We start from the raw sequence: 14,307 nt of genomic DNA, 5'->3' as shown, positions 1-14,307 counted from the left end.
CGCTTCTGAATCCCCAGGAGGTCTTCCATGCGCGTCCGTACGCTGACCGGCGGCCTGGCCGCGGTACTCGCGCTGTCCGCCCCCGCACTGACCGGACCGGCCGGGGCCGTCCCCTCCGGCGCCGCCGCCCGGCCGCCGGCGGCCGACCGGGTGCTCACCTACGACGCGAGGGCCGCCGCGGAGTTCCGGGCCGCGGTCGACCGCGGCGCGGCCATCTGGAACGAGAGCGTCGACGGCGTCGAGCTGCGCCCCGCCGCGGCCGGGCAGCGCGCCGACATCCGGGTCGTGGCGGACGACGGCTGGCCGCGCTCCCTCCCCGGCTCCCTGGGCACGGGCACCGTCTACATCGGCCGCCAGGCGATCGAGCAGGGCCACTCCACGGTCCGCGTCACGGCCCACGAAATCGGCCACATGCTGGGCCTGCCCGACCGCAAGCCCGGTCCCTGCTCCAGCCTGATGTCGGGCGCGAGCGCCGGCACCTCGTGCGCGAACGCGTACCCGGACGCGGCGGAGAAGGCGCAGGTCGAGAAGAACTTCGAGGGAGCCGGCGCCGGGGCGCTCATGTGACGATGTGACAACCGGGGCGATCACCGCTACGGTTGTCTCAGGTCAGGGCGAGGGAAACCTCCGCACCGGACCGCGCGTTGGTGGTCCAAGGAAAGACGCCCCGCTTCCTGCGGGGAGATGCAGGTGCAAGGCCTGCCCGGCGCTCCCTCACGAGCCCCGTCCCGGAACTCCGGGACGGGGCTCGTCGCGTGGGGTCGGCGGCTCAGGGCTGGACCGGCATGGTCCAGCAGTTGGAGCGCGTCGCCTTGCCTTCGAGCCGGTCGGCCAGCCACTCCACCGCGTCGCCCTGGTCGGTGAGGAGCGGTGCCAGGTGGTTGGTGAGGAGCTTGTCGCCGAGGTTGGGCAGCGCCACGGCCTTGTACGTGACGTCACCGCCCTTCTTGCACCAGTCCACGGCCAGTTGGCGTGCCTGCGCGTGCGGGACGATGTCGTCCTGGACGCCGGTGGCCAGACGGACCGGCCCGGTGGGCCTCATCGTGCCGAGGCGCTGCTTGTCGAGGACCGCCCGGGCGCCGGGCTCGGCGGCCAGGACGTCGGAGAGGGGCCGTCCGTCGGCGGTCCACTTGGTGCTCCTGGTGAAGCCGTACTCGAGGATCGCGTCCCCGGTGCACGCGGTGGAGAGGTCCTCGAGCGCCTCGCGTCCGGCGGCGTTGACGTGCTCGTCGACGACCGCGCGCAGCTCGGGTTCGGCCTGGGCGAAGCCGCTGATGGACCAGGCCAGCGCGCCGGCCAGGGCGCTGCCGTCGATGCCCTTGGTCACCGCCGCCAGATCGGCGGGCGGCGCGCCGCTGTAGGTGCCGACGAGCGGCACGTCGGGTGCGTAAGTGCTCTGCAGTTCGGCCGCGGAGGCGCTGGCACCGCCGCCCTGGCTGTATCCGTACATGGCCACGCGGGAGGCGGCCGTGACCGAGGCGCCCGGCACGGCGCGGGCGACGCGGGCGGCGTCCAGCATGGCGTGGCCCTCGTCGACGCGGTTGACGTAGGTGTGCAGCCGGTCGGTCGTGCCGAGGCCCGCGTAGTCGGTGACGACGACGGCCGCCCCGGTGGCGAGCAGCCGGTAGACCGCCAGCGTCTCGTACCCGAACGACACCGTCTGCCCGTTGAGGGTCAGCGGGTTCTGGAGCGCCAGCGAGGGGGCGCACTGGTCGCCCTGGCCCATGGTTCCGGAGCCGACGACCACCAGGGGCCGGGGCCCGTCGCCCTTCCAGCCGGCGGACGGCTCGATGTAGGCCCCGGTGACGGCCACCGGCTGCCCGTTCGAGTCGGTGGAGGTGTACATCAGCCGGGTCGCCGTGCCGGGCAGGGAGCGGCCGTCCAGACCGGGCAGGCTCAGCCCGAGGCGCAGTGGCTCGTGGCGGACCAGTACGCCGTTGCCCGCGGGGAGTTCGGCGGGCGGGGTGTAGAAGGCGGGGATGGTGACGCCCCGGGAGACCACGGGCTCGCTCGCGGTGGCGGGCGCCGCCGACACGCAGACACAGGCCGTCGTGGCGACGACAGTGGTCAGCACGCTGCTGATACGGCTCACGGCTCACTCCTCGCTCTGCTCCAGAAGGTGAAACGTGAAACTAACAGCGCTCACTTACCTCCGGTAACCCGTCAGTAAGTTACGGCACGGTAACTTTTGGCGGCGCGCTGCCGCGTGGCTCGTCCCGGCACGCGGGAGCGGGCCCCGCCGGTGGTCCGGCGGGGCCCGCTGGTGAACTGTCGGAGGGTCAGGCCGTGTGCAGTGTCAGCCCGTAGCGGTTGAGGATCTCGTTGACCGGCTGGAACCAGGTCTCGCCCCCGCTGGAGCAGTTGCCCCAGCCGCCGGAGGTGACGCCCTGCGCCTGGTCGCCGCTGATGAACGAGCCGCCCGAGTCGCCGCCCTGGGCGCACACGCTGGTCTTGGTCATCTGATGCACCGCGCCCTGGCTGTAGTTGACCGTCTCGTTCTTGGCCAGCACCCTGCCGCAGTGCCAGTGGGTCGTGGAGCCGGAGCGGCAGATCGAGGCCCCGACCGGCGCCTCCGCCGAGCCGCGCACCAGCTGGTCCGACACCGTGCCCCAGCCGAGCACCACCGGCACCGTCCACCAGCCGCTGCCCACGTTCACCCAGGCGTAGTCGTTGCCCGGGAACGAGGAGCCCTGGAAGTTGCCGATGTACGAACCGTCCCAGCCCCTGACCTGCTGGCCCACCCCGCCGCAGTGCCCGGCGGTGACGAAGCCGCCGTGCACCGAGAAGCCTATGGAGCAGCGGACGTTGCCGGTGTAGTAGGGGTCGCCGCCCACCGTTCCGGCGGCGAAGGTCTCGGCCCGGGCCGGCACGGTCCGCACGGTGACCGGCCCGGCCGCGCGGGCCCTGGCGACGAAGGCGCGGACATCGTTGTCGGCCCGCTCGCCGTCGACGACGTTCACCACGACCGAGTTGGCGGCCGGATCGACGGACCAGCTGCTGACGCCCGGCGGCGCGTCCAGGCGGTCGATACGGGACTTGGCGGCGTCGAGCTGCCGCGCGCTGTGCTCGACCGTGCGCACGGCGGCGCCGGACGCGCGCAGGTCCTCGACGGTGGAGGCGCCGGCGTCCTCGGTGACGGCGACGGTCAGCTTCTCGCTCCCGGCGTCGAACCAGGCGCCACCGTAGGCAGGCCCGGCGGTCTTCCGTGCCTCGGGTGCGAGGTCGGCGGCCCGGCGCTCGGCGGCCAGCCGGTCCTCCGCCTCGGCGCGGCTCAGCCCGAAGTCCCGCTGCATGGCGTCCAGCAGGGCGGTGGAGGCGGGCGCGGAGCCGGCGGTACGGGCGGCGGGGGAGTCGGGGGCGTCCTGTGCCGCGGCGGGCACGGTGCCGGCCGCGGTCCAGCTGCCGATCACGAGCAGTGCGGCCACGCAGGCACGCGTGAGTCCGATGCGTCTCATGGAAGGTTGCCCTTCGTCGTTCCAGCAAGGTGGGGGTGGAACAACCGCAGTGTGAGAGCGCTCTCACTGTGAGGTGAGCCGAGCTTAGCGAGCGGTTCGTGTCAGGTCTATGCCAAAGCGCGGCCCATTTCGGCCGACGTACCGTCAGGGGCGCGTGTCAACCGGTCGGCCCCGCCGCCCCGTTCAGCGCGAGCCCCGCTCCGCCCGCTCGGCCTCCCCGGCGGCGGCGTCCGCCTCCCGCCGGGCCCGGGCCAGGGCGTCCGCGGCGGTCCGCTCCTGCTGCTCCGCCTCCCGCTGCTCCCGCTCCGCCCGTTCCAGCTCCGCGCGGGCGTCCCGGAGCTGCTCCTCCAGCGCGGACACCCGTTCCCCGGCCTCCCGGTGGTGCTCGCGTGCCCGCCGCAGCGAGGCCCCGGCGTCCTCCTGTTCCGTACGCGCCTGACGCAGCCGCTCCCCGGCCGCGCGGGCCGCCTCGCGGGCGCGGGCGAGCCGTTTCGCGCGCTGTTCCGCGAGCTGGTCCTTCCTCCCCGCCGGGGCGGACGGCGCGCGGGACGTCTTCCGCGCGGGGCCCCGCACGGCGGCCGTCTCCGTGGTGAACCCGGAGGGCGGGGTGAGCGCGCTCTCCACCCGGCCGGTGGCCCACAGGCCGGCCGCCTCCGGATCGGCGAGCACGGCGCGCAGGGTCGTCTCGACATCCCGCTGGACCGACTCCGACAACGGATGCCCGGCCTCCCGCGCCAGGTTCGCCGCCTGCCGGGACAACTCGGAGACGATCCGCCGCCGCTGGGCCGACAGCTCCCTCAGCCCGCTCGGATCCAGGGAGGCGTGGGCTTCGCGCAGGGCCCGTCCGAGGTCCAGGAACCGCTCCGCCTCGTCGGGCCGGGAGCGCCGGAGCAGGTTTGCAGCCCAGGCCGCGAGGGTGGGGCGGCGGGCGGCATGGATACGGCGGGCGTCGCCGGCCCGCCCGGCCGACCTGGCGGCCGCGGCCCGCTCCTCGCGCCGGGCGACGAAGTCGGACGGCGGCAGCGCGTAGAGCTCGTCGAGGACCGCCTCCACCGCGTCGTCCCCGCCGTCCCCTACGTCCTTGCGCCGCATGACGCCCACACTCCACCGAGCCGGACGACACCGCACATCGGGACGACGCACGGCTCCGACCGGGCCGCTGGGCCGCCGGGGTCCCGGGGCGCTGAGTCGCCGGGGCGGTACCGGGCCGGGTGAGGGTGCGGGTGGCCGCGGTGGCGTGGGGGCGGTCGTCTTCCCGGGACGTGTGCCGGTGGGCAGGGGAGAAGGAGCTCCGATCCGGTCGGAGAGGCCCCGGTTGCGGGAGGTACCGGCCGGCGCGGCCGGCACCGGACCGCGCGGTCCGCCGGGGGAGGGGCCGGGCCACGACGCCCGCCGGGACCGGCCGCGGAGTCGGTGCGGCGGGGGGCGTGCGGCGTGCCGGGCGCGCCTGCCGGGGACGGGCCGGGCGGACGTCCCCGGCAGGCGCACCGGGCACCGGCACGGCGCCGCCGGTGCCCTCACCCGCCTCACCCGTACTGCCGCAGGACCGCACCCGCCGGCGGCGTTCGGCGCGGCCACGCACCCGTCTGCCGCACCCGTCAGGATTGAATGCCACGGCATCGGGCACCCAGGGCCGGCGGCCGGGGTACACCCCCACGACCGAGCGGAGCGTGCCGGCCGCCGACGACGGCCGGGTTCCACTAAGGAGTTGGTGCGGTGCTGTTCCTGCTTGCCGCCCACGCGGGGGTCGCGGCGGCGATCCCCTGGTGGCAGCGGCGGCTCGGCCGTGCCGTGTGGACCGTGGCGGCCCTGGTGCCGCTGGCTGCGGTGGTGTGGGCCGGTACGCGGGCGGCGGGGATCCTGGACGGCGGCGAGTACCGGGAGTCCCTCTCCTGGGCCCCGTCGCTGGGACTGACGATCGACCTGCGGCTGGACGCCCTGTCCCTGCTGATGCTGTGGATCGTCGCCGGTGTCGGAGCCCTGGTGCTGCTCTACTGCCGGTACTACATCGAGCGGGACGCCGGGCGCACGGCCTCCCTGCTGCTGGCCTTCGCCGGGGCGATGGCGGGACTCGTGCTCGCCGACAACCTCTTCGTCCTCTACGTCTTCTGGGAGCTGACCACGGTCGCCTCCTTCCTGCTCATCGAGGGCCGCGGCGAACCGGAGGAGCGCCGCGCCGCCCGGCAGGCGCTGCTGGTCACCACGGCCGGCGGCCTGGTCATGCTGCTCGGATTCGTCATGCTCGGCGAGGCGGCGGGCACCTACCGCGTCTCGGAGATCCTGGCCGATCCGCCGCGCGGCGGCACGGTCTCCGCGGCGGCGGTGCTCGTCCTGGTCGGAGCGTTCGCCAAGTCCGCGCAGATGCCGCTGCACGGCTGGCTGCCCGCGGCGATGGTGGCCCCCACCCCGATCAGCGCCTACCTGCACGCCGCCGCGATGGTCAAAGCCGGGGTCTACCTGGTGGCCCGGCTGGCACCCGCCCTGGCGGAGGTGGACCCGTGGCGGCCGATGGTGCTCGCGGTGGGCCTGACCACGATGGTGCTCGCCGCCTGGCGTGCCCTGCGCGCGACCGACCTGAAGCTGCTCCTGGCCTACGGCACGATCAGCGAACTGGGGCTGCTCACCGCCCTGCTGGGCGCCGGAACACGCACCGCCGCGCTCGCCGGCGTGGTGATGCTGCTCGCCCATGCGGCGTTCAAGGCGACGCTGTTCCTGTCGGTCGGGATCCTGGACCACCAGACCGGGACGCGGGACATGCGGGAGCTGTCGGGTGTGGGGCGCCGCATGCCGGTGCTGTGCGCGGTCGCCGGGCTCGCCGCAGCCTCGATGGCCGGCCTGCCGCCGCTCCTGGGGTTCGTCGGCAAGGAAGCCGCCCTGGAGGCGTTCTGGGACGGCACCGGCCTCGGGGGACACCGGTTGCTGACCGCCGCCCTCGTGACCGGGTCCGTGCTGACCGTGGCGTATGCCGCGCGCTTCGTGTCGGGCGCCTTCGGCGGACGTCCCAACGCCGTGGTGGCACAAGCGGAGCGCCCCGCGCCCGGGTTCGTCGCGCCGGCGGCCGTCCTGTCGGCAGCCGGGCTGCTGCTCGGCGTGGGCTACGCGGCCACCGCGGCCGTCGCCACCGCCTACGCGGACGTGTACCCGACGGGACCGCACGCCCCGTACGAGCTCTCCCTGTGGCACGGGTTCACTCCCGTGCTCGGCCTGTCGGCGCTGACCCTGGTCCTCGGCGGCCTCCTCCACCTGGCCCGACGCGACACCTGGCCGGTGCCCCGGATGCCGGACGTGCAGCGCGCCTTCGACCGTGCGACCGCGGCCCTGAACCGGCTCGCCACGGTCGTCACCGCGCATACACAGGTCGGCTCGCTGCCCGTCTACCTCACCGTGCTGCTGGCGACCCTGGTACTGGTCCCGGGCGTCGCGCTGGCGGCGGCGGCGCCCTCGCCGGGCTCACCGCAGCCGTGGTGGTCGCCCATCGAGCCGTTCCTCGCGGTGGTGATGCTGACGGCGGCCGGGGCCGTGGTCGCCACCCGGCACCGGCTCACCGGTGTCCTGCTGGCCGGTGCCGTGGGCTACGCGGTGGCGGCGGTGTTCGTGGTGCGGGGCGCGCCGGACCTCGCGCTCACCCAGTTCCTCGTGGAGACGATGACGCTGGTCATGGTGGTGCTCGTGCTGCGCCGGATGCCGCCCCGATTCAGTCCGGGCCGGACCACGTCACGGGCGCGTCACCTGCGGGCCGTGACGGCCGGCGCGGTGGGGGTCTTCGTGACCTGCTTCGCCCTGGTCGCCTCGGCCGCCCGTACGAGCCCGGCGATCTCACAGGAGTACGCGCGGCGGGCGCCGGAGGCGGGGGCCAAGAACATCGTCAACGCGATCATCGTCGACTTCCGCGCCCTGGACACGCTGGGGGAGATCTCGGTGCTGCTGGTCGCGGCGGTCGGTGTCGTGAGCCTGGTGCGGGTGGGCGGCGGGGGAGCGCGGACGCCCGGCGGCGGCGGACAGGACGGCACGTTCCCGACCGCCCACTGGGACGAACCGGTGGGGACGTGGCTGCCGGGCGCCGGCGAGCGGCCCGGCGGAGAGCGGTCGGTGCTGCTGGAGGTGGCCACCCGCCTGCTGTTCCCCTCGATCCTGCTGCTGTCGCTGTTCCTGCTGTTCTCCGGCCACTACCGCCCCGGTGGGGGCTTCTCCGGCGGCCTGGTGGCGGGCCTGGCGTTCGTCCTGCGGTACCTGGTGGGCGGACGGGCGGATCTCGGGGCAGCCGTACGGGTACCCGCGAGCGTGGTCGCCGGCTCCGGAGTGCTGCTCGCGTCCGCCGCCGGCCTCGCGCCACTCGCCTTCGGCGGTGTGCCGCTGGAGAGCGCCGTGGTGACGGTCCGTCCGCCGGTGCTGGGCACGGTCGAGATCGCGACCAGCCTGTTCTTCGACATCGGGGTCTATCTGCTCGTGGTGGGGGTCGTGCTCCAACTGCTGTCGGCGGTGGGCGTCTCGCTCGGCGAGGACGAGAGGGAGGCGAACGCGCGGTGAACACGATCGACGTGACGATGGCACTCGTGGTCGGAGGCCTGTTCACCGCCGGATTCCATCTCATGCTGCAGCGGTCGCTGATGCGGATCGTCCTCGGTTTCATCCTCCTGGGCCACGGCACCAACCTGTTGCTGCTGGTCGCCGGGGGCAGCCCCGGACGGCCCCCGGTACTGCGGGGCGAGGAGGCGGACCCCGCGGGGATGGCCGACCCGCTGCCGCAGGCCATGGCACTCACGGCGATCGTGATCACCTTCGGACTCACCGTCTTCCTCGTCGCCCTGGCCTACCGGTCCTGGCGCCTGTCCGGACACGACGAGGTGCGCGACGACGTGGAGGACCGGCGGATCGGCACCGCCCGGGAACGCGCCGACGACGACCCCGCGCCGGGGCACACGGCGGGCGGCACCACGAGGGAGGAGAACCGATGACGGCGGCCCTGCCGGCCCTTCCCGTCCTGCTGCCGGCCCTCGCCGCCGGCCTCTGCCTGCTCCGCCTGCCCCACGGTGTGGTGCGCCTCCTCAGCACGGGCGTCCTCGCCGCCGTCCTCGTCTGCGAGACCGCGCTCCTCGTCCTGGCCGACACCCGCGGACCGCAGGCACTGCACGTCGGCGGCTGGCCCGCCCCCCTGGGCGTCACCCTCGTGGCCGACCGGCTGTCGTCCCTGCTGCTCATCGTGGCGACCCTGGTCGAGCTGGCCGTGCTGGTCTTCGCCATCGGCCAGGGCACCGCCGAGGAACGCACCCGCTCGGCGGCGGTCTTCCACCCCGCCTACCTGCTGCTCGTCACGGGCGTGAGCCTGGCGTTCCTCTCCGGCGACCTGTTCAACCTCTTCGTCGCCTTCGAGGTGATGCTCGCCGCCTCCTACGTCCTGATCACCCTGGACGCCGACGACGACCGCACCAGCGCGGGGATGACGTACACGATCGTCAGCCTCACGTCGTCCCTGCTCTTCCTCACCCTGATCGGCCTGATCTACGCGGCCACCGGCACGGTCACGCTGGCGCAGCTCGGCCCGCGGCTCGCCGAACTCCCGGACGGGCTGCGCGGGGCGTTCGCCCTGCTGCTCCTGGCGGTCCTCGGCATCAAGACGGCCATCGTGCCGATGCACTTCTGGCTGCCCGACAGCTACCCCACCGCCCCCGCGCCGATCACCGCCGTGTTCGCCGCCCTGCTGACCAAGGCCGGCGTGTACGTGCTCCTGCGCACCCAGACCCTGCTCTTCCCCCGCCACGACGCGTGGACGCTGCTGGCCTGCGCGGCGATCGTCACCATGCTGGTGGGGATCCTCGGCGCCATCGCCCAGGACGACCTCAACCGGCTGCTGTCCTTCACCCTCGTCAGCCACATCGGTTTCATGCTGTTCGGGCTGGCGCTCTTCGACACCCGGGGCCTGACCGGCTCCATCCTCTACGTCGTCCACCACATCGTCGTCCAGGCGTCCCTGTTCCTCGCCGCCGGCCTCGCCGTGCGCCGCACCGGCACCGCGGCCCTGCACCGCATGAAGCGCCGGCCGGCCCCCGGCCTCCTGATCGTCGTGCTGTTCGCGGTCCCGGCCATGAGCCTGTCCGGGATCCCGCCCTTCTCCGGCTTCATCGCCAAACTGGCCCTGCTGCAGGCCGGAGTCGCACAGGGCGGCCCGGCCGGGTACACCCTCGCCGCGGCGGCCACGCTCACCAGCCTGCTGACGCTGTACGCCATGACCCGGGTGTGGACGACGGCCTTCGCCGGACGGCCGCAGGACCGGGGCGGGGCACCACCGCCGGAGGAACCGCGAGCGCCGACGGCCCGTCCGGGCGGGCCCCGCCTGATGCTCGCCGCCGCGGCCGGCATGACGGCGGCCGGTCTCATGATCGCCGTCTGCGCGGGCCCGCTCGCCGGCCTCGGCGAACGGGCGGCCGAGGACCTGCTGCACCCGCAGTCGTACCGGTCCGCCGTCCTGGGGGAGGAGAACCCGTGACCCGTCCGCCGAGCCGTCCCCGGCGCGCCCGCCGGGCACTGCACCATCTGCCGCTGATCGTCTGGCTGTGGGTCCTGTGGGTCCTGCTGTGGGGCTCCACCGGGGCGGTGGCCCTCGTCGGCGGCCTGCTCGTCGCCGTCGCCGTGGTCCTCACCTTCCCGCTGCCGCCCGTGATGCCGGGCGCCGTGCCCCGGCCGCTCGGCATCGGGCGGCTGGTGGGCCGGCTGCTCACGGACATCGTCGGGGCGGGAGTCACCGTCGCGTGGCAGGCCGTCCGCCACGGCAGGAGAACCTCCTCCGCGATCATCGAGGCCCCGCTGCGGGTCGACAGCGACCTGCTGATCACCGCCGTGGCCGAAGTCACCACCATCAACCCGGGAACCGTGGTGACGGAGATCGACCGGCGCCGCAGGCTGCTGTTCGTCCACGTGCTGCCGGCCCGCGACGAGCGGGACATCCGCCACCGCCGTGACGAGTTGCGCGCCGTGGAGCGCCGGGTCACGCGCGCGGCCGGCCACCGCAGGGGTGCCGACACCGACGGACCGGAACCCCGTGACCCGGACGGCACACCGGGACAGTCCCGGAAGGAGGAACGATGACCGTCCTGTACGGCGTGACGCTGACCGTGATGGCGGTGGCCGGGCTGCTGACACTCGTGCGTCTGGTCCGCGGCCCGGGCGCACTCGACCGCATCGTGGCACTCGACGTCCTCGTGACCATGGTCCTCGCCGGAACCGCCGTGGGCATGGTCGCGCGCGACGACACGACGTCCGTCCCCGTGCTCGTCGTCGTCGCCCTCCTCGCCTTCATCGGGTCGGTGACGGCGGCCCACCTGCTGGAGAAACGGAAGGGAATGCGATGACCGTCGTGCGGGACGCCGTCACGGCGGTGCTCCTCCCGGCCGGCGCGGTCTTCTGCCTGCTGGGCGCGGTGGGGCTGCTCCGCTTTCCCGACACGGTGACCCGGCTGCACGCCGCCGCCAAGGCCCAGACACTCGGAGTGCTGCTCGTCCTGCTCGGCACAGCCGCCCAGATGCCTCTGCGGCACGCTCCGGTGCTGCTGCTCGTGGCGCTCTTCCAGCTGCTCACCGTGCCGATCACGAGCCAGATCATCGCCCGCACCGCGTACCGCACCCACGGGCTCGACCGCGGCCGGCTGCTCCGCGACGAACTCGCCGACCGCCTCGCCCGGGACGGCACACCGGTGGACGCGGAGGGCTCCGCCGAACAGGGCGACGACAGCGAGCGCTGACGGTTCGCCGGCGCGCGCCCGCACGGCGGGACTCCGCAAGAGCCCTGCGGCCGGTACGGGGCGAGTGCGCCGCGGTGCGGCACGGAGGGCTTGACGGGGGAGGACGCGCTCGGCGCTACTTCAAGACGCCCGAACTGCGGGTCCCCGAGGGGGCGGTGGTGCGGCCGGGACCGGGCGGGGCCGCCCACCGGCTGGGCCGGGAGCCCGCGCGGGCCGCCCGCCGCTTCGTGCGCGACCGCCCCCGGCCGGCCGACGCGCCCCGACCCGGGTCGGCCGGCTGCGCGACGGCTGAGCTCGTACTCGACGCCACCGCGGACACCACCGGGCCGCCTGCCGTGGTGGAGGCGTCCGTCCGGGCGACGGCGGTGAACTCCGCCCCGCCCCGGGGTCCCGTCCGCCGCGGCCGGCACCGGCGGGCCGCCGCCCGCGGGACGGAAACCGCCGGGCCCCGCCCGCGTCCGGCCGCGGACGGGCCCGGCGTCACCTCACAAGGTGCGCTGCAGCCGGTCCGCCATCTGCTGCACGAAGCGCGCCGGGTCCTTCGGCCGGCCGCCCTCCGCCAACACGGCCAGCGAGTACAGTAGTTCGGCGGTCTCCGTGAGCTCCGAGCGGTCCTCGCGCTCCCCGTACGCCTCGTTCAGGCCCTTGACCAGGGCGTGATCCGGGTTGAGTTCGAGAATGCGCCGGGTGCGCGGCACCTCCTGGCCCATGGCCCGGTACATGTTCTCCAGCGCCGGCGTCAGATCGTTCGCGTCGGCGACGAGACAGGCCGGGGACACCGTCAGCCGCGTCGACAGACGCACCTCCTTGACGTCCTCCTCCAGCCGCTCCCGCATCCAGCCGAGCAGACCCGCGTACGCCTCGGCCTGCTGCTCCCGCTCGCTCCCGCCGCGCTCGTCCTCCCGGGCGGCCAGGTCGATCTCGCCCTTGGCGACCGACCGCAGCCGCTTGCCCTCGAACTCGCCCACCGCGTCGGCCCACACCTCGTCGACCGGATCGGTCAGCAGCAGCACCTCGATGCCGCGCTCCCGGAACGCCTCCATGTGCGGGGAGCCGTCGATGCTCTCCCGGGACTCACCGGTGATGTAGTAGATGTCGTCCTGACCGTCCGCCATCCGCTCCACGTACTGCTTCAGCGTGACCGTCCCGGCGTCCTCGCGCGTGGTCGCGAACGACGCCACCGCCAGCAGCGCCTCACGGTTGTCGGTGTCGGTGACCAGCCCCTCCTTCAGCACCGCGCCGAACTCCCGCCAGAAGGTGGCGTACCGCTCGGCGTCGCCGGTCATCATGCTCCTGACCGACGCCAGCACCTTCTTCGTCAGCCGGCGCCGCATCATCCGGATGTGCCGGTCCTGCTGGAGGATCTCCCGCGACACGTTCAGCGAGAGGTCCTGCGCGTCGACCACACCCCTGACGAAGCGCAGGTACGGCGGCAGCAGCGCCTCGCAGTCGTCCATGATGAAGACGCGCTTCACATACAGCTGCAGCCCGTGCCGGAAGTTCTGGTGGAACAGGTCGTGCGGGGCGTGCGAGGGCAGGAACAGCAGGGCCTGGTACTCGAAGGTGCCCTCGGCCTGGAGCTGGATGGTCTCCAGGGGCTCGCGCCAGTCGTGGCCGATGTGCTTGTACAGCTCGTGGTACTCCTCCTCGGACACCTCCTCGCGCGAGCGCGCCCACAGCGCCTTCATCGAGTTCAGCGTCTCCGGCTCGGCGGCCTCGCCGTCGTCGCCCTTCTCACCGACCAGCCGGACCGGCCAGGTGATGAAGTCCGAGTAGCGCTTGACGATCTCCCTGATCTTCCACACCGAGGTGTAGTCGTGCAGCTGGTTCTCGGGGTCGGCCGGCTTGAGGTGCAGCGTGACCGAGGTGCCCTGCGGCGCGTCGTCGACCCGCTCCAGGGTGTACGTGCCCTCGCCGCGGGACGTCCAGCGGGTGCCCTGCCGCTCCCCGGCCCGGCGGGTGAGCAGGGTGACCTCGTCGGCGACCATGAACCCCGAGTAGAAACCGACGCCGAACTGGCCGATCAGGCCCTCCGCCCCGGCCGTGTCCTGCGCCTCCTTCAGCTCCCGCAGGAACTCGGCCGTGCCCGAGTTGGCGATGGTGCCGATGAGCTGCCCGACCTCCTCGTACGACATGCCGATGCCGTTGTCCCGCACGGTGAGCGTACGGGCGTCCCGGTCGGCCTCCAGCTCGATGTGCGGGTCGGAGACGTCGGCGTCGAGCGTGTCGTCGCGCAGCGCGGCCAGACGCAGCTTGTCGAGCGCGTCGGAGGCGTTGGAGACGAGTTCACGCAGGAAGACGTCCTTGTTCGAGTAGACCGAGTGGATCATCAGCTGGAGCAGCTGACGGGCCTCTACCTGGAACTCAAACGTTTCGGTCGGCATGGTGCGCGATTACCTCACTGGTCCATGAATCGCCGGATACTGGCGCGCCCACTGTAATCAACGCGGTGGTCGTCTTCCGGCGGAATCCACCGGGTCGGCCCCCGTCACCGCCGCGTCCAGGAGCGGGCCGAGCTCCCGGGCCACGGTCGTCAGGGCGCGGGAGCTCCGTTCGGCGCGGGCCAGCAGGATCGCCCCCTCGAGGGAGCTGATCATGAGCGTGGCGAGGGGCCCGGCGCGCCCTGCGGGGACGCCCAGGTCCGTCAGCGCCCGGGCCACCGCCGTCGTCCACTCGGTGAAGGCGGCGGACACGGCCTCACGCGTCGCCTCCGCGGAGGCCGCGAGGTCCACCGTGGCGGCGGCCACGGGGCAGCCGCCGCCGAAACCCCGGGCCTCGTACTCGTCGGTCCACTGCCGGACCATCTCGGCGAACAGCCCGCCGGGCGTCGGCTCGGGCAGCGCGGCGAGGAAGCGGGCCACGCGGGCACCCGCGTACCGGCCCGCCCAGCCCACCGCCTCGTTGACGAGCTGCTCCTTGCCGCCCGGGAAGTAGTGCTGGAGCGATCCGCGCGGCGCACGCGCGTGCGCGGCCACCTCGCGCATCCCCGTGGAGCCGACCCCGTCGCGCCGGATCAGCTGGGCCGCGCTGAAGACCATCCGCTCCCTCGGCCCCCGTTCCGACGCCGCCATCCCCGGCCTCCCGTCCACGCGCCTCCCGGTGCCCTCACCCTATGAC

General features: G+C 73.9%; 12 protein-coding genes. 7 read left to right on the top strand and 5 right to left on the bottom strand.

Annotation, left to right across the window (positions count from 1 at the left end; genetic code table 11):
* Nucleotides 1-27: 27 nt before the first annotated feature.
* Nucleotides 28-567 carry a snapalysin family zinc-dependent metalloprotease gene (locus ACZ434_RS12290; protein WP_468454615.1) on the top strand — a complete coding sequence of 180 codons (540 nt, stop codon included), beginning with the start codon at nucleotides 28-30 and terminating at the stop codon, nucleotides 565-567.
* A 202-nt stretch (nucleotides 568-769) separates the two neighbouring features.
* On the opposite strand, the gene ACZ434_RS12285 is transcribed toward ACZ434_RS12290, so the two are convergent.
* From ACZ434_RS12285 to ACZ434_RS12275, 3 genes are all read right to left on the bottom strand, one after another.
* Nucleotides 770-2,092, bottom strand: coding sequence for a lipase family protein (locus ACZ434_RS12285; protein WP_468454613.1), 1,323 nt, complete (start codon nucleotides 2,090-2,092; stop codon nucleotides 770-772).
* A 187-nt stretch (nucleotides 2,093-2,279) separates the two neighbouring features.
* A complete protein-coding gene (locus ACZ434_RS12280) occupies nucleotides 2,280-3,455 on the bottom strand; it encodes an alpha-lytic protease prodomain-containing protein (RefSeq protein WP_468454611.1) in 1,176 nt (391 codons plus the stop codon).
* Between the two features lie 183 nt (nucleotides 3,456-3,638).
* Nucleotides 3,639-4,547: a hypothetical protein gene (locus ACZ434_RS12275; RefSeq protein ID WP_468454609.1), complete on the bottom strand. Its 909-nt coding sequence runs from the start codon at nucleotides 4,545-4,547 to the stop codon at nucleotides 3,639-3,641.
* Nucleotides 4,548-5,171: 624 nt separating this feature from the next.
* Between ACZ434_RS12275 and ACZ434_RS12270 the strand changes: the two genes are divergently transcribed.
* From ACZ434_RS12270 to mnhG, 6 genes are read left to right on the top strand one after another with little or no spacing between them, the layout of a single operon-like run.
* The gene (locus ACZ434_RS12270) at nucleotides 5,172-7,982 is read left to right on the top strand and encodes a Na+/H+ antiporter subunit A (protein ID WP_468454607.1); all 2,811 of its coding nucleotides are present in this window, start codon (nucleotides 5,172-5,174) and stop codon (nucleotides 7,980-7,982) included.
* Nucleotides 7,979-8,410, top strand: coding sequence for a Na(+)/H(+) antiporter subunit C (locus tag ACZ434_RS12265; protein ID WP_468454605.1), 432 nt, complete (start codon nucleotides 7,979-7,981; stop codon nucleotides 8,408-8,410). Before ACZ434_RS12270 ends, ACZ434_RS12265 begins: the two co-directional genes overlap by 4 nt.
* Complete coding sequence (locus ACZ434_RS12260; RefSeq protein WP_468454603.1) at nucleotides 8,407-9,939, top strand: Na+/H+ antiporter subunit D; 1,533 nt, start codon at nucleotides 8,407-8,409, stop codon at nucleotides 9,937-9,939. Before ACZ434_RS12265 ends, ACZ434_RS12260 begins: the two co-directional genes overlap by 4 nt.
* Nucleotides 9,936-10,538: a Na+/H+ antiporter subunit E gene (locus tag ACZ434_RS12255; RefSeq protein ID WP_468454601.1), complete on the top strand. Its 603-nt coding sequence runs from the start codon at nucleotides 9,936-9,938 to the stop codon at nucleotides 10,536-10,538. Before ACZ434_RS12260 ends, ACZ434_RS12255 begins: the two co-directional genes overlap by 4 nt.
* Complete coding sequence (locus tag ACZ434_RS12250; protein ID WP_468454599.1) at nucleotides 10,535-10,801, top strand: MrpF/PhaF family protein; 267 nt, start codon at nucleotides 10,535-10,537, stop codon at nucleotides 10,799-10,801. Before ACZ434_RS12255 ends, ACZ434_RS12250 begins: the two co-directional genes overlap by 4 nt.
* Nucleotides 10,798-11,190 carry a monovalent cation/H(+) antiporter subunit G gene (gene mnhG, locus ACZ434_RS12245; RefSeq protein WP_468454597.1) on the top strand — a complete coding sequence of 131 codons (393 nt, stop codon included), beginning with the start codon at nucleotides 10,798-10,800 and terminating at the stop codon, nucleotides 11,188-11,190. Before ACZ434_RS12250 ends, mnhG begins: the two co-directional genes overlap by 4 nt.
* 485 nt (nucleotides 11,191-11,675) lie before the next feature.
* Here mnhG and htpG read toward each other — a convergent pair whose 3' ends face one another.
* Nucleotides 11,676-13,574, bottom strand: coding sequence for a molecular chaperone HtpG (gene htpG / locus ACZ434_RS12240; RefSeq protein WP_468454595.1), 1,899 nt, complete (start codon nucleotides 13,572-13,574; stop codon nucleotides 11,676-11,678).
* A 57-nt stretch (nucleotides 13,575-13,631) separates the two neighbouring features.
* The gene (locus ACZ434_RS12235; RefSeq protein ID WP_468454593.1) at nucleotides 13,632-14,261 is read right to left on the bottom strand and encodes a TetR/AcrR family transcriptional regulator; all 630 of its coding nucleotides are present in this window, start codon (nucleotides 14,259-14,261) and stop codon (nucleotides 13,632-13,634) included.
* Between the last annotated feature and the right edge of the window lie 46 nt (nucleotides 14,262-14,307).

The sequence above is a fragment of the Streptomyces sp. NPDC030893 genome (assembly GCF_055571535.1).
Note: the sequence above shows the minus strand (reverse complement) of the source record. Positions and strands in the feature narration are given on the sequence as shown.

Coding starts and splice junctions, on each gene's coding strand:
- ACZ434_RS12290 (WP_468454615.1), top strand. CDS start 28: ATGCGCGTCCGTACGCTGACCGGCGGCCTGGCCGCGGTACTCGCGCTG.
- ACZ434_RS12280 (WP_468454611.1), bottom strand. CDS start 3,455: ATGAGACGCATCGGACTCACGCGTGCCTGCGTGGCCGCACTGCTCGTG.
- ACZ434_RS12275 (WP_468454609.1), bottom strand. CDS start 4,547: ATGCGGCGCAAGGACGTAGGGGACGGCGGGGACGACGCGGTGGAGGCG.
- ACZ434_RS12260 (WP_468454603.1), top strand. CDS start 8,407: ATGACGGCGGCCCTGCCGGCCCTTCCCGTCCTGCTGCCGGCCCTCGCC.
- ACZ434_RS12250 (WP_468454599.1), top strand. CDS start 10,535: ATGACCGTCCTGTACGGCGTGACGCTGACCGTGATGGCGGTGGCCGGG.
- mnhG (WP_468454597.1), top strand. CDS start 10,798: ATGACCGTCGTGCGGGACGCCGTCACGGCGGTGCTCCTCCCGGCCGGC.
- htpG (WP_468454595.1), bottom strand. CDS start 13,574: ATGCCGACCGAAACGTTTGAGTTCCAGGTAGAGGCCCGTCAGCTGCTC.
- ACZ434_RS12235 (WP_468454593.1), bottom strand. CDS start 14,261: ATGGCGGCGTCGGAACGGGGGCCGAGGGAGCGGATGGTCTTCAGCGCG.